Below are 20,124 nucleotides of genomic sequence, written 5' to 3'. Positions count from 1 at the left end.
TCATACAGCCTAACTTATGGGCTAATAAGGATAAGGAAAAGGAGGGTTCAACATGGGACAAGCGGGCCTTTTCACCCCCCCACCCATTCACAAGTCGAATATGGTCATTTTTCCGCAGTATTTTCAAAGGAATAGAATAAAGCAATTCGTCAAAACGATTCAGGGGCAATTTACTTCTAATCACGACGGTTTAATTACGGTGATTAACGATCATTTTGAACTACATTATCAGCTGTACCACCGCCATATAGATTTAGCCGAGCTTCATGTCAGCCCAAAAGCGATGCCGGATGCCACTCGCTGCCTTGAATTTCTCAAGTATGAGTCCTATATTCTCCAGAAGCCTATCTATGCCAGTTCCATTGATGCAGCCCTGCAAGAGTTCTTCGTAACGCATGGCTTCCGCATGTTAAGTGAGCAAGAGAAAACAGAAGTGTACGAGGGCTTCTGGCAAAAAGAGCCTCAAAACGCATAGATAAAGAAAACTTGGCTACAGCCTAGTTGCCCTTATGCAGATGTAGAATTCTAGATATCTTATAAATTCTTATCTGCCAAAAAAGAGTGAGACTCTCTTGCGAGATCTCACTCTTTTTTCTTGTATATCCCTATCCTCTAATCGCTTCAATAGCCGCTTTCCGATCCGTCTGGTTATAAATAGCGCTGCCTGCCACCAATACATTAGCCCCCGCTTCTATTACCCATCTAGCCGTCTCCGCTGTCACTCCCCCATCGACTTCTATATCTACCTGATGAAGTCCGCGATCATTGAGCAACTGCCTCAGTTGTCTGATTTTCGGCAACACGCTAGGGATAAATTTTTGTCCGCCAAACCCTGGATTCACCGTCATCAGTAAAACCATGTCAAGGTCTTCTAGAATAGGCTCAATGGTCATGATAGGCGTGGCTGGGTTGAGTACGACTCCGGCCTTGGCACCGTACTCCTTGATAAGATGGATCGTTCGATGCAGATGCGTGCAGGCTTCTTGGTGAACGGTAATGATATCTGCTCCTTGTTTAGCGAATTCAGGGATGTAACGGTCAGGAGCTTCAATCATTAAATGAACATCGAGTGGAAGCTTGGTGTGTGGTCGAATGGCTTGCACGACTAAAGGGCCGATGGTGATATTAGGTACAAAATGACCATCCATAACATCCACGTGAATATAGTCGGCTCCCCCTTGCTCTACCTCACGAATCTCTTCTCCCAATTTGGAAAAATCAGCGGATAGGATCGAAGGGGCAATGATTATGGGTCTTTGCATATATTAGTACCTCCGCTTTTTGTCCTTTATCTCTTCAATAAACTGTTTGTAGCTTTCGTAGCGTGAAGCAGGGATCTTTCCCTCTTCCAGCGCAGATCTTACCGCGCATTGGGGTTCACTTAAATGCGTGCATCCCCTAAACTTACACTCTGGGATAAAGGGCCTCATTTCGATAAAATAGTGGCTTAATTCCTCTGGTGTAATTTCAAAAAAATCAAGCTGACTAAACCCAGGCGTATCGGCCACAAACCCGCCATCAACCGGTATCAGTTCTACATGCCGAGTCGTATGCTTCCCTCTCCTAAGTCTTTCACTGACTTCTCCGGTTTGAAGATTGACCCCAGGCAACAAGGCGTTCAGTAATGTGGATTTCCCCACTCCAGATTGACCGGCTAGAACGGAAATACGTCCTTTGAGCATTTCTCTAAGCTCTTTGATTCCTTGTGGTGATTCCTTACTTGTCACAAGTACTTCATAGCCTATCCCTCGATACAGCTGCTCTACTTGATCGATCCCGTCATCCAGCAGATCCGCCTTCGACAAGCAGATGATGCTCTGAATCCCAGCTGATTCAGTATGGACGAGAAACTTATCCAATAATAAGTGACTCATAGCAGGCTGAGCTAACGAGAATACCAGAATCGCTTGATCTACATTGGCGATGGGTGGGCGAACTAGTTCCGTGGAACGGTCATCAATTGTTTGAACATACCCCTCTTGATTATTCTCCTGATCATAAGTCACCCAGTCGCCCACTAAAGGGGTAATCCCTTTTTTCTTAAAAAGACCTCTGGCCCTGCATTGCCAAATGGTATCCCCATCGAGTACATAATAAAAACCACTTAATGCCTTGATAATCCTACCTTCAGGCATGCCTATCCTCCTGTGCGTCAAGGAACATCCACATATTGGATATTCCGTTTTTCCAGTAAACTTCCATCTTTGTATATCGTGATGGTGGCATCCTGGGACGGAGACAGGACAACCTCCACATCAAACGTATCCGATTGGCGAATGGTCTTGCGTACCAATTCAATCTCTTTTCCGCGAGCATCAGATACTTGGATCATAATATCTGCCGAGGGCTGATCACCAAGCAAGACGAGTACCGGTTCAGAGACGACCTTGGCATCTGGCGGAAAACCACTGCTTACGCCCAGTTCAATCTCTGCTCCAGGTGAAGCTTGGCTGCCCGCCTGGAAGGGATATTGCCGAAAGATCGTTCCTTCTTTGAGGTAACTCGCCTCAAGCTTGACTCTGCCTTTCTTCAGGCCTGCTCTAGCTAGTGCTGCCTCTGCCTGGTCCACTGTCAGTCCTTGCAGGTCAGGTACGAGCACCGTTTGTTTCCCCGTACTGATCTGAATTAGGACATTCGTTTGGGAGGGAATCACCATTTCTCCGGCAGAAGGCTCTTGATTCATCACGATTCCACTGGCGTAATCATTGCTCGGTTTACGTTCAATCTTAACATTTGCAAATTTCTCCACCTGCAGCTCAATATGCCGCTCTGGTAACCCTACGAGGTCCGGCATCGCAATCTCTTGCTGGCCTTTGCTGACGAAAAGCGTAATTTCCGATTTTTGTTTCACCCTCATGCTGGGGGGGGGAGTTTGACGGATCACCATATCTTTGGGCACTTCATCGTTAAAGCGCTCCTGGATCACGTAATTCAGGTCTTTTTCATTAAGGACCTTAATCGCTTCTTCTAAGTACATCCTTTCGACACGAGGGGTTACCACTTCGGGAACATAAAAGATCCCAATTAAGTAATTAAATCCATAGAGCGCGATCACAAAAAAAGCCGACAGGAAACTTATCCAGGCTAGCGATTTGATCCACTTTCGGGGCTTGGCTTCGGTGACAGCGTCGCGACGAGGCCTGCCGTCATCATCGTCCTCGTCCTCGATTTGTCTACCTTCCATCTGTTTCATCATTTCCGGCGTAATAGCAGGAATGATCCGCGTTGCTTCCTCATCGTCGTGCTCCACTACGAAAGGAGGCTCATTCAGGCGATTCGGGTCTAAGCAGGTTTTGAGGTCCATTTGCATATCCCTAGCAGATTGATAGCGGTGCAAAGGATCCTTTACCAAAGCACGAAGAATCACATTTTCTACGCTTTGGGGAAGTTCGGGATTTAGCTCTCGAGGGGGGACGATATTTTCCTGGAGATGCTTCAGTGCTACACTAATCGGCGAATCTCCGGAAAAGGGAACCTGCCCCGTAACCATCTCGTAGATAACAACTCCTAAAGAATAGATATCCGATTTTTCCCCGCTAATTCCTCCCCTTGCTTGTTCAGGAGAGAAATAATGAACCGATCCAATCACCGAACCAGTATGGGTGATCGTGGCAGAGGTCACTGCACGGGCAATGCCAAAATCTGTTACCTTTACGCGTCTTCGCGGCCCGATCAGAATGTTGTGCGGCTTGATATCCCGATGAATAATATGATTATGATGGGCGTGTTCAAGTGCATCACAAATCTGTATGGCAATATGGATCGCTTCATCTAGTTGCAATTTTCCTTGTTGCGTAATCAGCTCTTTTAAGGTTAAGCCCTCAACATATTCCATTACGATGTATTGGATATCATCCTCTTCCCCTACATCATACACATTGACTACATTGGGATGGGATAGTGAAGCAGCCGCTTGAGCCTCCCGACGAAATCGACCAATAAAATCATCATCATGCCCAAATTGGGATCGGAGGATCTTAAGTGCAACGGTGCGGTTTAACAAATTATCATGGGCTTTATAAACGACGGCCATGCCGCCTCCGCCAATCCGCTGCTCCACTTCATATCGACCGCCTAGGCGCTTACCAATCATTCAGTCACCTCGCTTCCCCTGGGAGGAGGGCTGTCCGGACCGGCTACAATAATTGCGGTAATGTTATCCTCACCACCCGCTTGCAGCGCTTTTTCAATTAAGTTATCTACGGCATCTTCTATTGTGGCTGCGTTTTGCATCGTATAAGCCATGTCGTCAGCAGATACTTTATTCGAGAGACCGTCCGAACATAAAAGAAGTTGATCTCCGGCTTCCCATTCCATAGCCTTCAGTTCTACCTCGACGTTGTGGTCTGTACCTAAGGCCCGAATCAAAATGTTTTTTTGTGGGTGGTTTACTGCTTCTTCTGCTGTGATTTGACCATTTCTTAAGAGTTCATTGACAAGGGAGTGATCATTGGTTAATTGGGTAATCTCTTCGTTTGAGACCCGATAGATTCGGCTATCGCCTATATGCCCGATAACCAGCCATTCCTTGCTGACAATGCAAGCCGCTACAGTCGTTCCCATCCCATGGCAGTCATCGTGACTTTTGGAATAGTTATAGACCGCATCGTTAGCCAAGAGAATAGCACGGTCCAGACGGTCAATGGCATCGTCTGGGGTAAGCCGATCCGGCAATTCCTGCAGCTCCATCTTGACAATATCAACCGCCATCAAGCTAGCAACATCCCCTGCTTGATGACCTCCCATTCCATCCGCAACAATAGCAACAATATACCCATTGTGCAGATTGACAACCGCTCCCGTATCCTCGTTAAACGCTCGAACACAGCCGATATGTGTTTTGTAGGCTGCTTGCATCCTTTCTCACCTCGTTATTTCCTCTGCAGCTTCTCTTTTCGCAGATGCGGAAGAAAGAGCTTCCTCACCCTGTTTGTTTTTGGCATGCTGTGCACGAAGCTGCCCGCAAGCAGCAGCGATATCGCTTCCGTGTTCCCTGCGGATCGTGGCATTTAAGCCTTTTTTCTGCAGCGTTCGCTGAAAAGCAAAAATATCGTCACGCGGTGTGCGTACATAGTCTCTTTCAGGAACATAATTGACCGGAATCAGATTTATATGACAGTTCAACGTTCCAATCAGTTCAGCCAACTCTTCTGCGTGCTCCACCTGATCGTTGACTCCGCCAAATAGACCATACTCAAACGTAATTCTTCGTCCTGTCTTATTCACATAGTATCGACAAGCTTCCATCAGGTCTGGGAGAGGAAAGCGACGATTGACAGGCATGAGCCTAGAACGAATTTCCGAATTAGGGGCATGAAGCGAGATCGCAAGATTAAATTGGTTCATATCATCGGCCCACTCATAGATCTTAGGAACAATCCCGCTTGTAGAAACGGTAATGTGCCTTTGTCCAATATTTAGGCCTTTATCATGGTTGATAACATAGAGAAAGTCGAGCAGCGCATCAAAATTTTCGAATGGCTCCCCAATCCCCATGACGACCACATGGCTTGCCCTTGCACTATCTTCGTCTAGTGCTCTCTGTGCCATCAGCACTTGGGAGACAATCTCGCCTGCCGTCAGATTCCGCTTTAGACCTCCTAAAGTAGAGGCACAAAACGTACACCCAATACGGCATCCTACCTGCGTCGTGACGCAGATACTGTTCCCATAGTTATGTCTCATAATCACGGTTTCAATGGCGTGGGCATCATGTAAAGAAAAAAGAAACTTAATCGTACCGTCAGCCGACTCCTGCCGGGTGATTTCCTTTAAGCCAGCAAGCTCAAAATGAGCCTCCAGTTTATCCCTCAAGGCTTTCGATAGGTTACTCATCTCTTCAAATTGGTTTACTCTTTTGACGTAGAGCCAATCAAAAATTTGCCCTGCTCGAAACGCTTTTTCTCCGTTCTGTTCTAGCCACTGCTGTAAAGCCTCAAACCGCAAATCATAAATTAATGGTTTCAATTGTGAATCACCATTTCTTTCGTTTTTTATGTAGTTTTCCCAACATTCTTCGTTTGCTTTCCTCTCATTCTAACATAGAGAAACCTAAAAGACTAAGAATGACGCCGTAAACGTGAAATAAAAAACCCATCACTCCCAAATTGATGAGGAAGGATTTGGATATATCCCCCAGATTTATGGAAGTAAGGACGGACAAGGGAGGGCATATCCTCCACAAGCGACTCGTCTAACGAGAAGGCAGGAGTCTCATCTAAAAAGCGGTGAATTAACCGACTGTTTTCTTCTGGATCTACCGTGCAAGTACTATATACAAGAGTGCCTCCCTCCTTCACCCAGCGAGATGCCTCTTGCAAGATTTGACGCTGTGTTTGCGCAATGGCAGAGATGTCCTGAAGACTCTTCTGCCATTTGAGATCTGGTTTTCTGCGGATTACGCCAAAACCAGAGCACGGGGCATCCACTAACACGCGATCAAATAAACCAGGATAGAGTTCCTCAGGCAGTGCTCGGGCGTCAGCTTGTCGAGTTTCTATGATGGTCACGCCTAGGCGAGCTGCATTATCTTCAATAAGCTTTAATTTATGCTGATGGATATCTAAAGCTAGTATCTTTCCTTGATTGTTCATCCTCTCGGCGATATGCGTCGTTTTTCCTCCTGGCGCCGCACACATATCCAGCACCTCCATACCTGGAGCTGGCTGCAAGGCATGAGCAACCAACATAGAGCTTTCATCTTGAACCGTACAGAGCCCTTGACGGTATACACGGGAAAGAGCAATATTCCCTACCTGGGATAAGATGAAGCCCTGTGGAGCCAGCTCTGAGAATTCCACAGCGGCACTTGAGAATTCCTCTTTGATAGCCTGCGCTAGTGTATCCCTATCCGTTTTCAACACATTGCACCTTATGCTGATAGATGGTGGAAGGTTGTTTACCTTACACATTTCAACCGTGTCTTTTTCCCCGAAGGAGCTAAGCCATCTCTTCACTAGCCACTCAGGATGCGAATGCTCGATCGCTATTTTTTTAAATTTTGGCCATTGCTCAGGTACAAGAAAACTGTCCTTGCTTCGAAGGTAATTCCGCAACACTCCATTGATGAAACCGACTGTCCCCTTATGTCCACGGCGTTTGGCTTCTTCTACTGCCTCATGCACCACGGCGCGATCGGGTATTTTATCAAGATAATGAAGCTGATAGAGAGACATGCGCAGAAGATTTTGAACCCATATCTCCAGCTTGTGAATAGGCTTATTGATCAGCTTTCCCAAGAGCCAATCGAGTGTATTCAACCTAGAGAGTGTCCCATAGACAAGCTCCGTGGCAAGCCCCGCATCCCGTCGGTCTAATTCTTCGCGCTTGAGCGCTGCGTTCAGCTGTAAGTTACTAAAGGATTCCTTCTCCTGTACATCATTCAGAACTTGAAGGGCGATGGACCGGGCTGAAACCAATTGCGCCATTGTATTTGTCCCCTTCCTCTTACGTAAATTGTACGCCTAACTGCCCTACGCCGCGAACAAAGTCCGACACACTCATTCTTTTTTTGCCTGCTGGTTGTACTTCCTTTAGCCGAACAATCCCATTTCCGCAAGCGACATCAATTCCTTCCGGCTGCCAGCTTAAAATGCTCCCAGGCTCTTGACCGGTTGAGTCCTCGGCTACAACTTCAGCCCACCAAACTTTAAACACTTGATCCCCAAGCTGAGCATAGGCAACAGGCCATGGATGCAAGCCGCGGATTTGATTATAGATTTCCCTTGCCGACTTGTTCCAATTAATTTTTTCATCTTCCCTTTGTATATTCCACGCGTAGGTGACAAGCTCTTCCTCTTGCTTGCGAGGGGTAATCTTGTCCTCCACCAACAAAGGTATTGTCTCCAGCAGAAGCGCTGACCCTGCCTCGGACAGCTTATCATGTAAGGTCCCTACATGGTCTTGATCCTCGATAGGAACGACGACTTGGGAAAGAATATCACCAGCATCTAGTTTCTCAACCATATACATAATGGTGACACCCGTTTCCTGTTCTCCTTCAATAATGGACTTATGTATAGGAGCTCCTCCCCGATACTTTGGCAAAAGCGAAGCATGAACATTAATGCACCCCCATTTGGGCAGGTCAATGATGGACTTCGGCAAAATTTGCCCGTATGCAGCCGTGACAATCAGATCCGGTCTTAACGAAACGATATGTTCCACGGATTCTGGGCTTTTTAGCTTTTCCGGCTGAAAAACCGGAATCCCGTGCTTCAGGGCTGCCTCTTTAACCGGTGGAGGGGTCAATTCTTTTTTTCGGCCTTTCGGCCGATCAGGTTGAGTTACAACCTCTACTATTGAATAGCCCGCTCCAACCAACTTCTCTAGGCACGGCACCGCAAAATCAGGTGTTCCCATAAAAATAATATTCATCCTCATCAACCTCATTTCTATCCTATAGTTTACAAAGAAGAAACTGGCTAATTAGCCAGTTTCTCTACCCTCGGTCAGGTTCGTTTGGGTCTCTTTCATACATCGTTTCCGCTAAATCAACAAATAAAACCCCGTTTAAGTGGTCAATCTCATGCTGGATGCAGCGAGCCAATAACTCGTCTCCTTCTACTTCAATCGGGTTGCCATGGCGATCCTGTCCCTTTGCCTTCACTCGCATCGCTCGGCGCACATCTCCCATCTTCCCCGGAATGCTTAAGCAACCTTCTGGACCGAGTTGCTCGCCTTCCCTTTCGATGATTTCTGGATTAATCATTTCGATCAGGCCATCCCCGCAGTCCATCACAATCACTCGCTTGAGAATGCCGACCTGAGGGGCAGCCAATCCTACTCCATCTGCGTCATACATGGTCTGGGCCATATCGTCTAACAGCTTGTGAAGATTAGCATTAAAATTCTTTACCTCCACACACTTTTCTCTTAATACCGGGTCGGGATGTTTTACAATCATACGTATTCCCATCGTTTAGCGCCTCCTTTGACTCATTCTATGTTTTACATCAACATCTGCGGATCTACATCAATCGTAAGCTGGATATCTCCTGATTTTTGGTCTCTTGCAAAAGCTTCCGCCAGTTTTTTAACCCATGCCAGTACTTCTGGCTCATCCCTGTATTTTATCATGCATTGAAATCGATATCTATCTTTGATCCTTGGGATAGGAGAAGCAACGGGTCCGAGCAGAAACACGCTGGACGGAAGGGTCTGGCGGAGCGTTTTTACCCATTCGTCCGCCGTTTTGACGACTAGGGGAACGTTGGGCGATGAAAAGGTGAACAGCACAAGACGATAGTACGGGGGATATCCTTTTTCATATCTATGCTTGAGCTCTAAGGAGAAGAAGCGGTCATACTTGTGATCCTTAGCCAATTCGATACTGTAATGCTCCGGGTTATACGTTTGAATAATGACTTCACCCGGCAGCTCATGTCTGCCTGCACGTCCTCCTACTTGCGTGAGAAGCTGGAACGTTCTCTCGGCTGCCCGAAAGTCAGGCATACCTAAAACGGTATCAGCAGCGATAACGCCAACCAGCGTGACTTTGGGAAAGTCTAGACCTTTAGCAATCATTTGCGTTCCTAAGAGAACATCCCCTTGCCCTTCGCGAAACATCGTCAACAGCTTTTCATGTGAGCCCTTTTGCGAAGTAGTATCCACATCCATACGAATCACCCGGATACCGGGGAAGTGCTTACTAAGCTCTTCTTCGACCTTTTGTGTACCTGTTCCAAAATGTCGGATATGCCCGCTTCCGCAAGAGGGACATTCTGTCGTTTCACGCTCCGTATGTCCGCAATAATGGCACCTGACGGTTTGATTCGTTCGGTGATAAGTGAGCGAGATATCACAGTGGGGGCATTGGAGAGAATGACCGCATGAACGACACATCACAAAAGTGGAGAAGCCTCGACGATTTAGAAAAAGAACCATTTGTTCTTTTCGCTCCAGCCGAAGCGCAATAGCCTGAGACAACGCCCGACTAAACATGGTTCGATTTCCGCTGCGGAGCTCGTCTCTCATGTCCACAATTTCTACAGAAGGCAGAGGTCTTGCTCCAACCCGCTCGGGCATGGAGAGATACTCGATTTCTCCTTTACTTGCCTTAAAAAACGTTTCCATCGCTGGCGTAGCACTTCCGAATAGGGCTACCGCTTGGTGGAAATGGGCTCTCTGGACGGCTATATCTCGGGCATGATAACGAGGCGTTTCCTCTTGCTTATAGGTCCCCTCATGTTCCTCATCCATAATAATGAGTCCTAGCTTCGTGAAGGGGGCAAAAATAGCCGATCTTGCTCCTACGACTACACTTACTTCCCCTTGTCTAATCCTTCTCCATTCATCATACCGTTCCCCATGAGATAATCTACTATGGAGAACGGCAACCTGTTCTCCAAATCTTGCTTTAAATCGGTTCACCATCTGCGGGGTTAAAGAAATCTCAGGTACTAGGACAATCGCTTCTTTGCCAAGCTCCAAACATCTTGCTATTGCTTCGAGATAGACTTCCGTCTTCCCGCTTCCCGTTACTCCATGGAGAAGATGAACGGATGCTTGTCTTCTCTCTAAGGCCTGTTCTAGGTGAGAGATTACACTTGCTTGCGTCTCGGTAAATTGCACAGCTTGGTCTTTTTGAAAGCTTCTCCCGGCATAGGGATCACGGCGTTCTTCTACTTCCTCAATGCTTAATAACCCTTTTTCCACCAGAGCCTTGACAGAGGAAGCGGAGATTTGCAAGTCGGCTAGCAAAACTTTCATTGGAAGAGGGCCGCTCTGTGTAAGCATGTAGCGAAGAACCTGCTTTTGTTTCTCCGCTTGCTTGGACAAGCCTTCAATGGCTTCTTTCATTCGTTCATCCGATGTCGCCGATTTCACATACAGTAGCGTCTTGCGGGTGATCCGGTCCTTGACCACTTGCTCACAGCTTAGGTACCCAAGACGTATAGCTGACATGAAAAAAGATCGCTCATCCGGAAAATCCTTAAGCACCTGGTCAAAGGGTACAGGCTCTTGATTCGAAATAAAATTCATCAATTTTTGCTCACTTTCAAGTAGCCAAACCTGCTCCCTACCTTTTTCAGTGAGCGATACTTCTTTTTGATAGCTCGAACGGAGAGCTGCTGGCAGCATCGCTTGAAGGGCGCTGTACAACCGACAGATGTATTGCTGGCTAATCCATTCGCCCAAGGAAACTAGCTCTTCTGTCAACGGAGGAGTAAGGTCCAACACATCTTGTATCTCCTTCACCTCTCTAATCGGTGACACCGAAGATAGCCCTATAACATAGCCTTGAAGGACACGATGTCCAAAAGGGACCCAAACTCGGCTCCCTACCGCGATCCATTCCCTGAACGATTCAGGTACAAGATAGTCAAAGGTACGGTCGGTTTCCACATGCGGAACATCTACTATGACTTGTGCATACACTACTTTTTGCCCTCAAATCGTACAATAGCCTCATCGAGAATCCGATCGCTAACCTCTCGTTTGCTGAGCTGAGGCAGTGACAAGAGAAGACCGTTGCGATCGTATAAGCTTACAATATTGGTATCCGTTCCGAAGCCAGCACCAACTTGAGCGACGTTATTGGCCACAATAAAATCAAGATTCTTTACATGTACCTTTTTCATCGCATTTTCTTCCACATTTTCCGTTTCCGCTGCAAATCCAACCAAGACTTGATGAGCGAGCTTTTGCTCCCCTAACTGCCGGAGAATATCCTTGGTGCGGACCAGCTCTATGGTTAAGTTGCCCTCTTTTTTCTTCATTTTTTGATCATAGATCACAGCCGGTCGATAATCGGCCACTGCCGCTGACTTAATAATAATATCGGCCTCATCCGCTCGAGACATAACAGCCTGGTACATATCCTCAGCAGATTCAATAGGGATCCATTCTACGCCATCCGGCCTGGCCAGCGGATTGGATCCGCCGCTAATTAAGGTCACCTGGGCGCCTCTAGCCTGTGCAGCTTCCGCAAGGGCATAGCCCATCTTTCCCGTGGAACGATTCGTGAAAAATCGTACCGGATCCACGGCTTCACGTGTAGCTCCCGCTGTAATAAGCACCCGCTTGCCGACGAGATCTTTTTTCACTTCAAACTGACTGATGATCGCCTCAACAATCGCTTCCGGCTCCGCCATTCTCCCTTTTCCTGTATACCCGCAGGCTAAAAAGCCTTCTCCAGGCTCAACAAACAGGACTCCGCGTTCTTTTAAGGTTTGCATATTTTTCTGAACAGCAGGATGCTGGTACATATGAACATTCATGGCAGGACATACCATGACAGGCGCTTGGGTTGCCAATAACGTGGTGGTGAGCATATCATCCCCTAAACCAAGAGCAGCCTTAGCCAGAACGTTCGCTGTTGCTGGAGCAATAACCACCAAATCTGCCCGGTCCGCCAAATCAATGTGGGCGATGACAGAGGGATCTTTTTCTTCAAACGTATCAACAATGACATGATGTCTCGACAAGGCTTGAAATGTAAGCGGCTGGATAAATTGCCGGGACGAAGAGCTCAGTATCACACGAACCTCTGCGCCTTTTTGAACCAAGGCACTGCATAAAGCGGCAGCCTTATAGGCTGCAATTCCCCCCGTCACCCCAAGCACGATCGTTTTTCCTTGAAGCACTGGTTTCTCCTCCTTACCTCAAAATGGAAAATAACAACCTAAAAAGGTTGTTATTTTGCCTAGCGATCTACTACTTTCGGCTTTTCAAACAATAATTTAGCATCCAAGATTTCTTCTAGTGCGATCCCTACATATTTCTTCGAGATCGGTTTATCCACTCGAATATCTCTTTCGTTTTCTCTTAATTGACGGGCTCTCTTCGAAGCCAAGCTGACCAGTGTATACTTACTTTCCACCTTGTTTACCAATTTATCAATAGATGGATAGATCATCTATTATACCTCCTTTAGCCATTTCCGATATTTTGCAATTTGCCTGTCCTTTTTCAGGTGTTCAGCCAGGACAATGGCTTGAATGCGATGGCAAGCCTTCTCCACCTCATCGTTAACAACAACGTAGTTATACTTATCCATCAGCTCGATTTCTTCTTTGGCCACGCTCATGCGCGAATTGATGGTTTCTTCAGTCTCCGTGCCTCTGCCTACAATTCTGCTTCGCAATTCAGCCAGATCTGGAGGAGCAAGAAAAATAAAGATTCCCTGAGGAAATTTTTCTTTTACCTGCAAGGCTCCTTGCACTTCAATTTCCAGTATAACATCTTTTCCCTCATCTAGCTGTTGGTCGACGAAGTCTCGGGGGGTACCGTAGTAGTTTCCTACATACTCTGCCCACTCAAGCAGCTGATCATTTTCAATCATCCGCTTGAACTCCTCCTTCGTCTTAAAAAAGTAGTTTACCCCCTCCTGCTCCCCCTGCCGCATAGCCCTAGTGGTTGCCGAAACGGAATAAATCAATTCGGGCATGATCTGCCTAAGTGCTGCGCAAACCGTGCCCTTCCCAACTCCAGATGGACCTGAAAGGACAACGAGCAAGCCCTTGTCATATAGGAACTCTGTATCGTTCTTATTCATCAGGATCCTCCTCTTTCGTAGATAAACGCTGGGCAACGGTTTCAGGCTGAACAGCGGATAATATCACGTGGTCACTGTCCGTTATAATCACTGCACGCGTTCTTCTCCCATATGTAGCATCAATCAATACTCCCCGATCCCTGGCTTCTTGGATAATCCGCTTAATTGGGGCCGATTCAGGGCTCACAATGGATATAATTCTGTTGGCAGAGACAATATTACCGAATCCAATATTAATTAGCTTAATGGCCACCCAAACACCCCCGTCATTCTATATTCTGCACTTGTTCTTTAATCTTTTCCAATTCCGCCTTTAAATCTACTACCTTTTTGCTTATTTCTAAATCATTAGCCTTGGAGCCGATGGTATTCGCTTCCCGATTCATCTCCTGAACCAAAAAATCTAACTTGCGGCCCACAGGCTCTGCTTCTTGCAAGATAAGTAAAAATTGCTGACAATGGCTAGACAGTCTCGTCAATTCCTCATCTATGCTGGCTTTTTCTGCGAAGACAGCGACTTCGGTAAGAATTCTCGCCTCATCGCCGTCCCACTGACCAGTAAGATATTCCTTCATTCTATTCGTCAGTCTTTCTCGATATTGCTGCGAAACCAAAGGTGTTCGAAAACGAATTTCCTCCATCCATAATTGAATGGATTGAAGGCGAGAAGTTAAATCCGATTGGAGGTTCTTTCCTTCCGATTTTCTCATATGTATTAACTGCTGACAAGCCAATTCGACGGATTCTAATACAGCGGGCAGATATTTATCCACTTCTTCTCTTGCCTCTTGCATGTTGACAAGACCTGGCAAGTTGAGAAATTCAGTTGGATGGATACTCTTTTCCACAGCTGGGAAGCGTTCTACTAACTCTTCATATAAAGTGTAATACTCCTTAGCTAAGGACCAATTCATCGTAAGATTTTGCACGGCCGCCTCTGACTTCTCCATGGCCACAAACAACTCAATTTTTCCTCGCCGGACATACTCGCATACTTTTTTCTTTATCACTTCTTCTAGCGAAATAAACTCGCGCGGCATCCGGATCGAGATCTCTAAAAAGCGATGATTCACGCTTCTCATCTCTACCCTGAGATCGAACTCACGCTGTTGTACAAAAGCTTGTCCATATCCTGTCATACTGGCTAACATATTATCACCGACCTAAGAGAGCTACTATAATTAAGTTGAAAGAAAGCAACGGCTATTACGCCGTTGCTCATTAAGCTGTTCTTTTTCCTTTTATTGTTTCCATGAGCAGTCCCATAATTCCAACTGCAACCGTAGGGATAGCGGCAAACACAAGAAGCATCATCCACTCCTGGGCATCCAGCGCGGTAGTCTTGAAGATCGGCTGAAGATTTTCTAAGTAAATGACTCCAATCAAGAGAAAAACAGAAATGATAACCGCTACAACTAAATACATATTCTGGAATGGATTGCGATGAAAGACGGAACGTTCACTTCGACAATCAAAAACATGGATCAATTGGGCCATAACAAGCGTAGCAAAAGCCACGGTCTGGGCCTTCGTTAAATCATCGGGATGGGCTTGCAGGGTAAGCCAGAAGGCAGCAAGGGTAGATACCCCGATTAGAAAACCTCGACTCAGAATTTTCCAGCCCAATCCTCTAGCAAAAATGCTCTCGCGGCTTGAGCGAGGCGGGCGGTTCATGGTATCTCGCTCAGGCTGATCCACCCCTAGAGCCATGGCGGGCAATCCATCCGTCACCAGGTTGACCCAAAGAATCATAATAGGTACTAACGGCAGTGGCATTCCTGCCATCATCGCGAAGAACATGACGAGAATTTCCCCAACGTTGGACGCTAAAAGGTAACGAATAAACTTTCGAATATTATCATAGATCGTTCGGCCTTCTTCTATGGCCGCTTCAATGGTTGAAAAATTATCATCAGCAAGCACTAGAGACGAGGCTTCCTTGGAAACATCTGTACCCGTGATGCCCATTGCGATACCAATATTTGCTGCTTTAATGGCCGGAGCATCATTTACTCCATCACCTGTCATGGCCACGACGTGGCCTTTAGACTGAAGAGCTCGGACAATTTTCAGCTTATGCTCTGGAGAAACTCTGGCGTAAACAAAGATTTTATCTACCTTATCATGGAATTCTTCATCGGACATATTATATAAATCCTGTCCATTTATTGTCAACCCACCCTTGGGGAGAATGCCCAATTGACGGGCAATGGCTTCCGCTGTCGTCTGATGGTCCCCCGTAATCATCACCGTTTTGATCCCCGCGGTGCGGCATTGGCGAATGGAATCTTTGACTTCTTCCCTTGGGGGATCAATCATTCCGCATAAGCCTACAAACACCAGCTTGCTTTCTGCCTGGCTTTCATCGACGATTCGCTCGCCGGCGGGTACATCGCGGTAAGCCACTCCCAATACGCGAAGGGCTTGTTCCGCCATAGCTTGGTTACTTTGCTCGATCTCCTTGCGTAAGGAAGGAGTCAATGCCGTTACTTTTCCATTCGTTAAGATATGGGTACAGCGAGAGAGCAGTACGTCAGGAGCTCCTTTGACCGCGAGCAGCTGCTCCCCTTTACGATCTTTAACCAAAACAGACATCATTTTTCTTTCTGAATCAAACGGAAATTCCTTGATGCGGTCCCACTGCTGGAGAGCGCTAAGTTGTACACCTGCTTTAGCGGAGACAACCAGTAGAGCTCCCTCTGTGGGGTCTCCGATAATAGTCCAATCTTTTTTCTCCTTACGCAGGACTGATTTTTTTCCTTCTTTTCCTTCCACTAGCCTCGCATTATTGCAAAGAACGTTGATTTCTAGCAGTCGCTTGAGAGCAGCCTGTCTCTCTGGATAAATCTCTTTTCCTTCATATATAAATTCTCCACTGGGTTCATAGCCCGTCCCGGTAACCGTGATTTGTTTTCCTTCCACCCATAGCCCGCATACGGTCATCTTATTTTGCGTTAGGGTACCCGTCTTATCTGAACAAATCACCGTTGCACAGCCTAAGGTTTCTACGGAAGGGAGCTTTCGCACAATGGCCCTTCTCTTGATCATCCTTTGCACTCCCAGAGCCAATGCAATCGTAACGATAGCTGGTAACCCCTCTGGAATGGCTGCTACAGCTAAGCTTACGCCAGCTAAAAACATTTGGTATGGGTTATGATCATGCATAATTCCGGCCACAACGACCATCGCCGTCAGAGCTAGGGCTATTACAATGAGAATTTTTCCTAATTGCTCCAATCGTTGCTGCAGAGGGGTTTGCATCGTTTCCGTCGTTTGAATCAGATCCGCAATTTTCCCCATTTCCGTTTGCATGCCTGTTCCCGTAACAATCCCTTGTCCGGTTCCTCTTGTCACAAGCGTTCCCATGAAAGCCATGTTTTTTTGATCCCCTAAAGGAACTTCCTTGTTGGCAATCACCCCATCGATCTTACTTACGGGTACGGACTCGCCGGTCAATGCAGATTCCTCTACCTGTAATCCATGACTGGTAATAATGCGCAAATCAGCAGGAATACGGTCTCCACCCTCAAAATAAACCAAATCACCAGGTACTACGGTCTTCGCTGGAACTTGAACAAGCTCTCCATCACGAACCACATGGGCGGAAGGAGCCGTTAGCTCCTTGAGGGCACCTAAGGACTTTTCCGCTCGGTATTCTTGGATAAAACCAAGGATTCCATTAATAACGATAATCGCAATGATCGTGATCGCATCCGTATACTCCCCTAACAGCCCAGATATTAAAGTTGCCGCCAACAGGACTAGAACCATAAAGTCCTTAAACTGATTTAACAGGATGATTAAGGGAGAAACCTTATGCTTTTCTTGCAAGGTGTTTTCCCCAACCTGCTCCAGTCGGCGGTTCGCCTCTTTACTCGATAATCCTTTTACCGGATCGGTTTGCATGCGATCGATGCATTCCTGTGCCGTAAGGTTGTACCATTGGTTCGTCTCCAACTGCCATTCCACCTCTCTTCCTCATCCTCCAGCATCTTCCCTAGCTAACATATTCAGACAAGCCTAAAAAAATGATTTGATTTTACCTTCCTAAGCTTTTGGTTTATACTGTTCTCGGAAAGAAAGGGGTTTGACGTTATGGCATTTGACGGTTTAGTAACCAGAGCGGTTGTAGAAGACTGCAAAAACACAATTGAATCAGGGCGCATCTCCAAGATCTATCAGCCAACAGATACGGATATTGTCCTTCAAATCCGAGCAGGTGGAGAAAATAAGCGATTGCTTATTTCCGCGAGTCCTACCTTCCCCCGAATGCATCTAACCCATGAATCTTATTCGAATCCCGTTGAACCGCCGATGTTCTGCATGCTTTTAAGGAAGTATTGTGAAGGTGCAATTATCGATCGGATCACTCAGGTCGGGATGGAGCGCATTATTCATTTTGACATGAAGGTAAGAGATGAATTAGGAGATTGGAAAACCCGTCGGATCGTGGTAGAGATTATGGGTCGCCATAGCAATATCCTCCTGCTTGATGTCGAGCGGAACCTCATTCTTGATGGGATTCAACACGTCACGCCAGCTATGAGCAAGCATCGAGTGGTTCTCCCAGGCAGACCTTATATTGCACCGCCTGAGCAAGGAAAAAAAGATCCGCTAACCACGACCAAGGATCAGTTTATTGGCTCCTTTGACTATAACGCAGGCAAATTAGATAAGCAGATTGTAGACCAATATTCCGGAATCAGTCCCCTAGTTGCTAGAGAGATCGTCTTTCGAGCAGGGATGGGCACGCGAGATCAGCTATGGGATTCGTTTCATAAGATAATGGCCGATATTTCGGAGGGGCTTTTTCACCCTCAAATCGTAAAGCAAGGCGATAAAGCTTACTTCTCTGTGGTGGATCTGGATCACTTACAGGGAGAAAAAGTCGAGTTTGAGTCCGTTCACGCTTGCCTTGAAGCCTTCTTTGAGAGAAAAGCAGAGCGGGATGCCGTCCGGCAAAAAGCTCATGACTTAATCCGATTTGTAACAAATGAATGGGAAAAGAATGAGAAAAAGATTATTAAATTGCAGGAAACAAGGAAAGAGGCCGAAGAAGCCGACCAGTATAAGCTCTTTGGCGAGCTGCTAACCGCCTACATGCACGAGCTTAAAAAGGGAGATTCTGTGGCTAAGGTCATAAACTACTACGATGAGAATGGGGAAATGATGGAGATTCCTCTAGATCCTCTAAAATCTCCTATTGACAATGCGCAAGCCTATTATCGGAAATACAATAAAGCTAGAAATAGTTTACACGTGATCGACGAGCAAATTGAGCTTGCCAGACATGAGCTTGCTTATTTCGAGGGTCTGATTCAACAGCTTGCTGATGCCTCTATGCACGACATTGCCGAAATTCGAGAAGAATTGGTGGAGGAAGGCTATCTTCGCTTCCGCGGCAAGCGAGATAATCGCAAGAAGAAAGCCGACAAACCACTGCTTGAGAAATACCTTTCTTCTGAGGGCACCGAAATTCTAGTAGGGAAAAACAATAAGCAAAACGAATACCTGACCAATCGTTTAGCCCATCCCATGGAAACCTGGCTTCATACGAAGGATATCCCTGGGTCGCATGTCGTCATTCGGGCACGGGAGTTCTCAGATCAAACACTCCGAGAAGCAGCTACCATAGCAGCCTTCTTCAGCAAAGCACGCGGCTCTAATCAAATTCCTGTAGACTATACCCTTATTAAGCATGTTCGCAAGCCTAGCGGCTCTAAGCCGGGTTATGTGATTTATGATCATCAAAAAACGCTGTATGTTTCATCTGATGAAGCCGTGATTCGCGAGTTGAAGAATAGAAGTAAATGAAGGGAGAATGGCAATGAAAAAATGGCTCATATCCATCGCGATCCTAGGAGGTCTCGGTTACTTCGGCTATCAATACGCTATGAGCTACCTGTCAGACCGAATGATGGATCAGGTGACCCAGGAGATTTTGACACCTAATGAAGTTCAACAGTTGCTTGAGAACCCTGTGATACAAGAAGCAATCAAGCAATATGGTGGATCTGCTGCACTTGAGAACTTGCAAAAACAGACACCCACGACTGAGGAAAAGGGGACTACAGCACCGTCAGTCTCTCCAGAGCCTGGTGCCGCACAGCCTGTATTTTCCTCTCGTGAAGAAGCAATGAAGTTTTTACTTACGAAGTTTACCATGGCTGAGCTCATGGATCTGGCGGCTCTTGCCCAAGGTGGGCTGACTGCGGAAAAGCAAGCCCAACTGAAGGACGATCTACTCTCCCGACTAACACCAGAGGAGTTTCAGGCCCTTAAGGTGTTTGGTTTGATTGAATTGAGTAGGAAGCAGTAGCTCCACCTTACTTGAGATCATTACCGGTTTATAGGCGGTACCTCAGGTGCTCGTTCCTTCAAGTTCATAATTCCTTATATATTAAAAAAGAATCCCCCGCTCTCTTTTGAGTCGGGGGATTCTCTATTATTCGTCTACTTGTCCTCCGGCACTTCCACATCAATCTGAGCCACTTGTTCCACTTTGTCGATAGCTTCTTGAATCGTTTGCTGATCGACTCCAGCCATCTGAGCCATCTCTTGAAGAGTACCTTGGGTCTTTACTTTCTTCTGTTCCATACGCCATCATCTCCTAGGAAAAGTTTCCT

18 protein-coding genes and 1 pseudogene are annotated in these 20,124 nt (G+C 46.6%); 3 read left to right on the top strand and 16 right to left on the bottom strand.

The genetic code is table 11. From position 1 onward, the window contains the following. Positions 1–52 precede the first annotated feature (52 nt). Positions 53–475, top strand: a complete 423-nt coding sequence (locus tag EIZ58_RS09295; protein WP_134700319.1) for a hypothetical protein — start codon at positions 53–55, stop codon at positions 473–475. A 130-nt stretch (positions 476–605) separates the two neighbouring features. Here the strand turns inward: EIZ58_RS09295 and rpe are convergent, their stop codons facing one another. The 15 genes and pseudogenes from rpe to EIZ58_RS09220 all read right to left on the bottom strand — a co-directional run bounded on the left by rpe (position 606) and on the right by EIZ58_RS09220 (position 17,455). Beyond that, positions 606–1,262, bottom strand: coding sequence for a ribulose-phosphate 3-epimerase (gene rpe, locus EIZ58_RS09290; RefSeq protein ID WP_134700318.1), 657 nt, complete (start codon positions 1,260–1,262; stop codon positions 606–608). 3 nt (positions 1,263–1,265) lie between these two features. Continuing rightward, a complete protein-coding gene (gene rsgA / locus EIZ58_RS09285; RefSeq protein WP_134700317.1) occupies positions 1,266–2,135 on the bottom strand; it encodes a ribosome small subunit-dependent GTPase A in 870 nt (289 codons plus the stop codon). Positions 2,136–2,152: 17 nt separating this feature from the next. Beyond that, on the bottom strand, positions 2,153–4,093 hold the full coding sequence (gene pknB, locus EIZ58_RS09280) for a Stk1 family PASTA domain-containing Ser/Thr kinase (protein WP_134700316.1): 1,941 nt from the start codon (positions 4,091–4,093) through the stop codon (positions 2,153–2,155). Then, positions 4,090–4,857 (bottom strand): Stp1/IreP family PP2C-type Ser/Thr phosphatase, encoded by a 768-nt coding sequence (locus EIZ58_RS09275; RefSeq protein WP_134700315.1) that lies wholly within the window; start codon positions 4,855–4,857, stop codon positions 4,090–4,092. The genes pknB and EIZ58_RS09275 overlap by 4 nt, the downstream gene beginning before the upstream one ends. 72 nt (positions 4,858–4,929) lie before the next feature. After that, positions 4,930–5,997: pseudogene (gene rlmN / locus EIZ58_RS09270) on the bottom strand (dual-specificity RNA methyltransferase RlmN); the annotation flags it as partial. Between the two features lie 62 nt (positions 5,998–6,059). Then, on the bottom strand, positions 6,060–7,427 hold the full coding sequence (gene rsmB / locus EIZ58_RS09265; RefSeq protein WP_134700313.1) for a 16S rRNA (cytosine(967)-C(5))-methyltransferase RsmB: 1,368 nt from the start codon (positions 7,425–7,427) through the stop codon (positions 6,060–6,062). Positions 7,428–7,446: 19 nt separating this feature from the next. Further along, complete coding sequence (gene fmt / locus EIZ58_RS09260; protein WP_134700312.1) at positions 7,447–8,376, bottom strand: methionyl-tRNA formyltransferase; 930 nt, start codon at positions 8,374–8,376, stop codon at positions 7,447–7,449. Between the two features lie 64 nt (positions 8,377–8,440). Then, the gene (gene def, locus EIZ58_RS09255) at positions 8,441–8,917 is read right to left on the bottom strand and encodes a peptide deformylase (RefSeq protein WP_134700311.1); all 477 of its coding nucleotides are present in this window, start codon (positions 8,915–8,917) and stop codon (positions 8,441–8,443) included. Between the two features lie 32 nt (positions 8,918–8,949). Further along, complete coding sequence (gene priA / locus EIZ58_RS09250; protein WP_134700310.1) at positions 8,950–11,379, bottom strand: primosomal protein N'; 2,430 nt, start codon at positions 11,377–11,379, stop codon at positions 8,950–8,952. Continuing rightward, positions 11,379–12,587 carry a bifunctional phosphopantothenoylcysteine decarboxylase/phosphopantothenate--cysteine ligase CoaBC gene (gene coaBC, locus EIZ58_RS09245; protein ID WP_134700309.1) on the bottom strand — a complete coding sequence of 403 codons (1,209 nt, stop codon included), beginning with the start codon at positions 12,585–12,587 and terminating at the stop codon, positions 11,379–11,381. Before coaBC ends, priA begins: the two co-directional genes overlap by 1 nt. Before the next feature lie 59 nt (positions 12,588–12,646). Further along, positions 12,647–12,859 (bottom strand): DNA-directed RNA polymerase subunit omega, encoded by a 213-nt coding sequence (gene rpoZ, locus EIZ58_RS09240; RefSeq protein WP_134700308.1) that lies wholly within the window; start codon positions 12,857–12,859, stop codon positions 12,647–12,649. A 3-nt stretch (positions 12,860–12,862) separates the two neighbouring features. Further along, entirely contained in the window at positions 12,863–13,498 is a 636-nt protein-coding gene (gmk, locus tag EIZ58_RS09235; protein WP_134700307.1) for a guanylate kinase, read from the bottom strand. Beyond that, the gene (gene remA, locus EIZ58_RS09230; RefSeq protein WP_134700306.1) at positions 13,491–13,751 is read right to left on the bottom strand and encodes an extracellular matrix/biofilm regulator RemA; all 261 of its coding nucleotides are present in this window, start codon (positions 13,749–13,751) and stop codon (positions 13,491–13,493) included. The genes gmk and remA overlap by 8 nt, the downstream gene beginning before the upstream one ends. Positions 13,752–13,764: 13 nt before the next feature. Continuing rightward, positions 13,765–14,649: a YicC/YloC family endoribonuclease gene (locus tag EIZ58_RS09225; protein WP_134700305.1), complete on the bottom strand. Its 885-nt coding sequence runs from the start codon at positions 14,647–14,649 to the stop codon at positions 13,765–13,767. A 70-nt stretch (positions 14,650–14,719) separates the two neighbouring features. After that, on the bottom strand, positions 14,720–17,455 hold the full coding sequence (locus tag EIZ58_RS09220; RefSeq protein ID WP_134700956.1) for a calcium-translocating P-type ATPase, SERCA-type: 2,736 nt from the start codon (positions 17,453–17,455) through the stop codon (positions 14,720–14,722). Between the two features lie 138 nt (positions 17,456–17,593). On the opposite strand from EIZ58_RS09220, the gene EIZ58_RS09215 reads away from it, so the two are divergent. After that, positions 17,594–19,312 carry an Rqc2 family fibronectin-binding protein gene (locus EIZ58_RS09215; RefSeq protein ID WP_134700304.1) on the top strand — a complete coding sequence of 573 codons (1,719 nt, stop codon included), beginning with the start codon at positions 17,594–17,596 and terminating at the stop codon, positions 19,310–19,312. Positions 19,313–19,325: 13 nt separating this feature from the next. Next, positions 19,326–19,817: a hypothetical protein gene (locus tag EIZ58_RS09210; protein WP_134700303.1), complete on the top strand. Its 492-nt coding sequence runs from the start codon at positions 19,326–19,328 to the stop codon at positions 19,815–19,817. Positions 19,818–19,951: 134 nt separating this feature from the next. On the opposite strand, the gene EIZ58_RS33220 is transcribed toward EIZ58_RS09210, so the two are convergent. Then, positions 19,952–20,095 (bottom strand): hypothetical protein, encoded by a 144-nt coding sequence (locus tag EIZ58_RS33220; RefSeq protein ID WP_167577584.1) that lies wholly within the window; start codon positions 20,093–20,095, stop codon positions 19,952–19,954. Between the last annotated feature and the right edge of the window lie 29 nt (positions 20,096–20,124).

The organism is Ammoniphilus sp. YIM 78166, assembly GCF_004522215.1.
Lineage (GTDB): Bacteria > Bacillota > Bacilli > Aneurinibacillales > RAOX-1 > YIM-78166.
Note: the sequence above shows the minus strand (reverse complement) of the source record. Positions and strands in the feature narration are given on the sequence as shown.

Excerpts from the sequence above, each read along its gene's own strand:
- EIZ58_RS09295 (WP_134700319.1), top strand. The coding sequence starts at position 53 with ATGGGACAAGCGGGCCTTTTCACCCCCCCACCCATTCACAAGTCGAAT.
- rpe (WP_134700318.1), bottom strand. The coding sequence starts at position 1,262 with ATGCAAAGACCCATAATCATTGCCCCTTCGATCCTATCCGCTGATTTT.
- rsgA (WP_134700317.1), bottom strand. The coding sequence starts at position 2,135 with ATGCCTGAAGGTAGGATTATCAAGGCATTAAGTGGTTTTTATTATGTA.
- pknB (WP_134700316.1), bottom strand. The coding sequence starts at position 4,093 with ATGATTGGTAAGCGCCTAGGCGGTCGATATGAAGTGGAGCAGCGGATT.
- EIZ58_RS09275 (WP_134700315.1), bottom strand. The coding sequence starts at position 4,857 with ATGCAAGCAGCCTACAAAACACATATCGGCTGTGTTCGAGCGTTTAAC.
- rsmB (WP_134700313.1), bottom strand. The coding sequence starts at position 7,427 with ATGGCGCAATTGGTTTCAGCCCGGTCCATCGCCCTTCAAGTTCTGAAT.
- fmt (WP_134700312.1), bottom strand. The coding sequence starts at position 8,376 with ATGAATATTATTTTTATGGGAACACCTGATTTTGCGGTGCCGTGCCTA.
- def (WP_134700311.1), bottom strand. The coding sequence starts at position 8,917 with ATGGGAATACGTATGATTGTAAAACATCCCGACCCGGTATTAAGAGAA.
- rpoZ (WP_134700308.1), bottom strand. The coding sequence starts at position 12,859 with ATGATCTATCCATCTATTGATAAATTGGTAAACAAGGTGGAAAGTAAG.
- gmk (WP_134700307.1), bottom strand. The coding sequence starts at position 13,498 with ATGAATAAGAACGATACAGAGTTCCTATATGACAAGGGCTTGCTCGTT.
- EIZ58_RS09225 (WP_134700305.1), bottom strand. The coding sequence starts at position 14,649 with ATGTTAGCCAGTATGACAGGATATGGACAAGCTTTTGTACAACAGCGT.
- EIZ58_RS09215 (WP_134700304.1), top strand. The coding sequence starts at position 17,594 with ATGGCATTTGACGGTTTAGTAACCAGAGCGGTTGTAGAAGACTGCAAA.
- EIZ58_RS09210 (WP_134700303.1), top strand. The coding sequence starts at position 19,326 with ATGAAAAAATGGCTCATATCCATCGCGATCCTAGGAGGTCTCGGTTAC.
- EIZ58_RS33220 (WP_167577584.1), bottom strand. The coding sequence starts at position 20,095 with ATGGAACAGAAGAAAGTAAAGACCCAAGGTACTCTTCAAGAGATGGCT.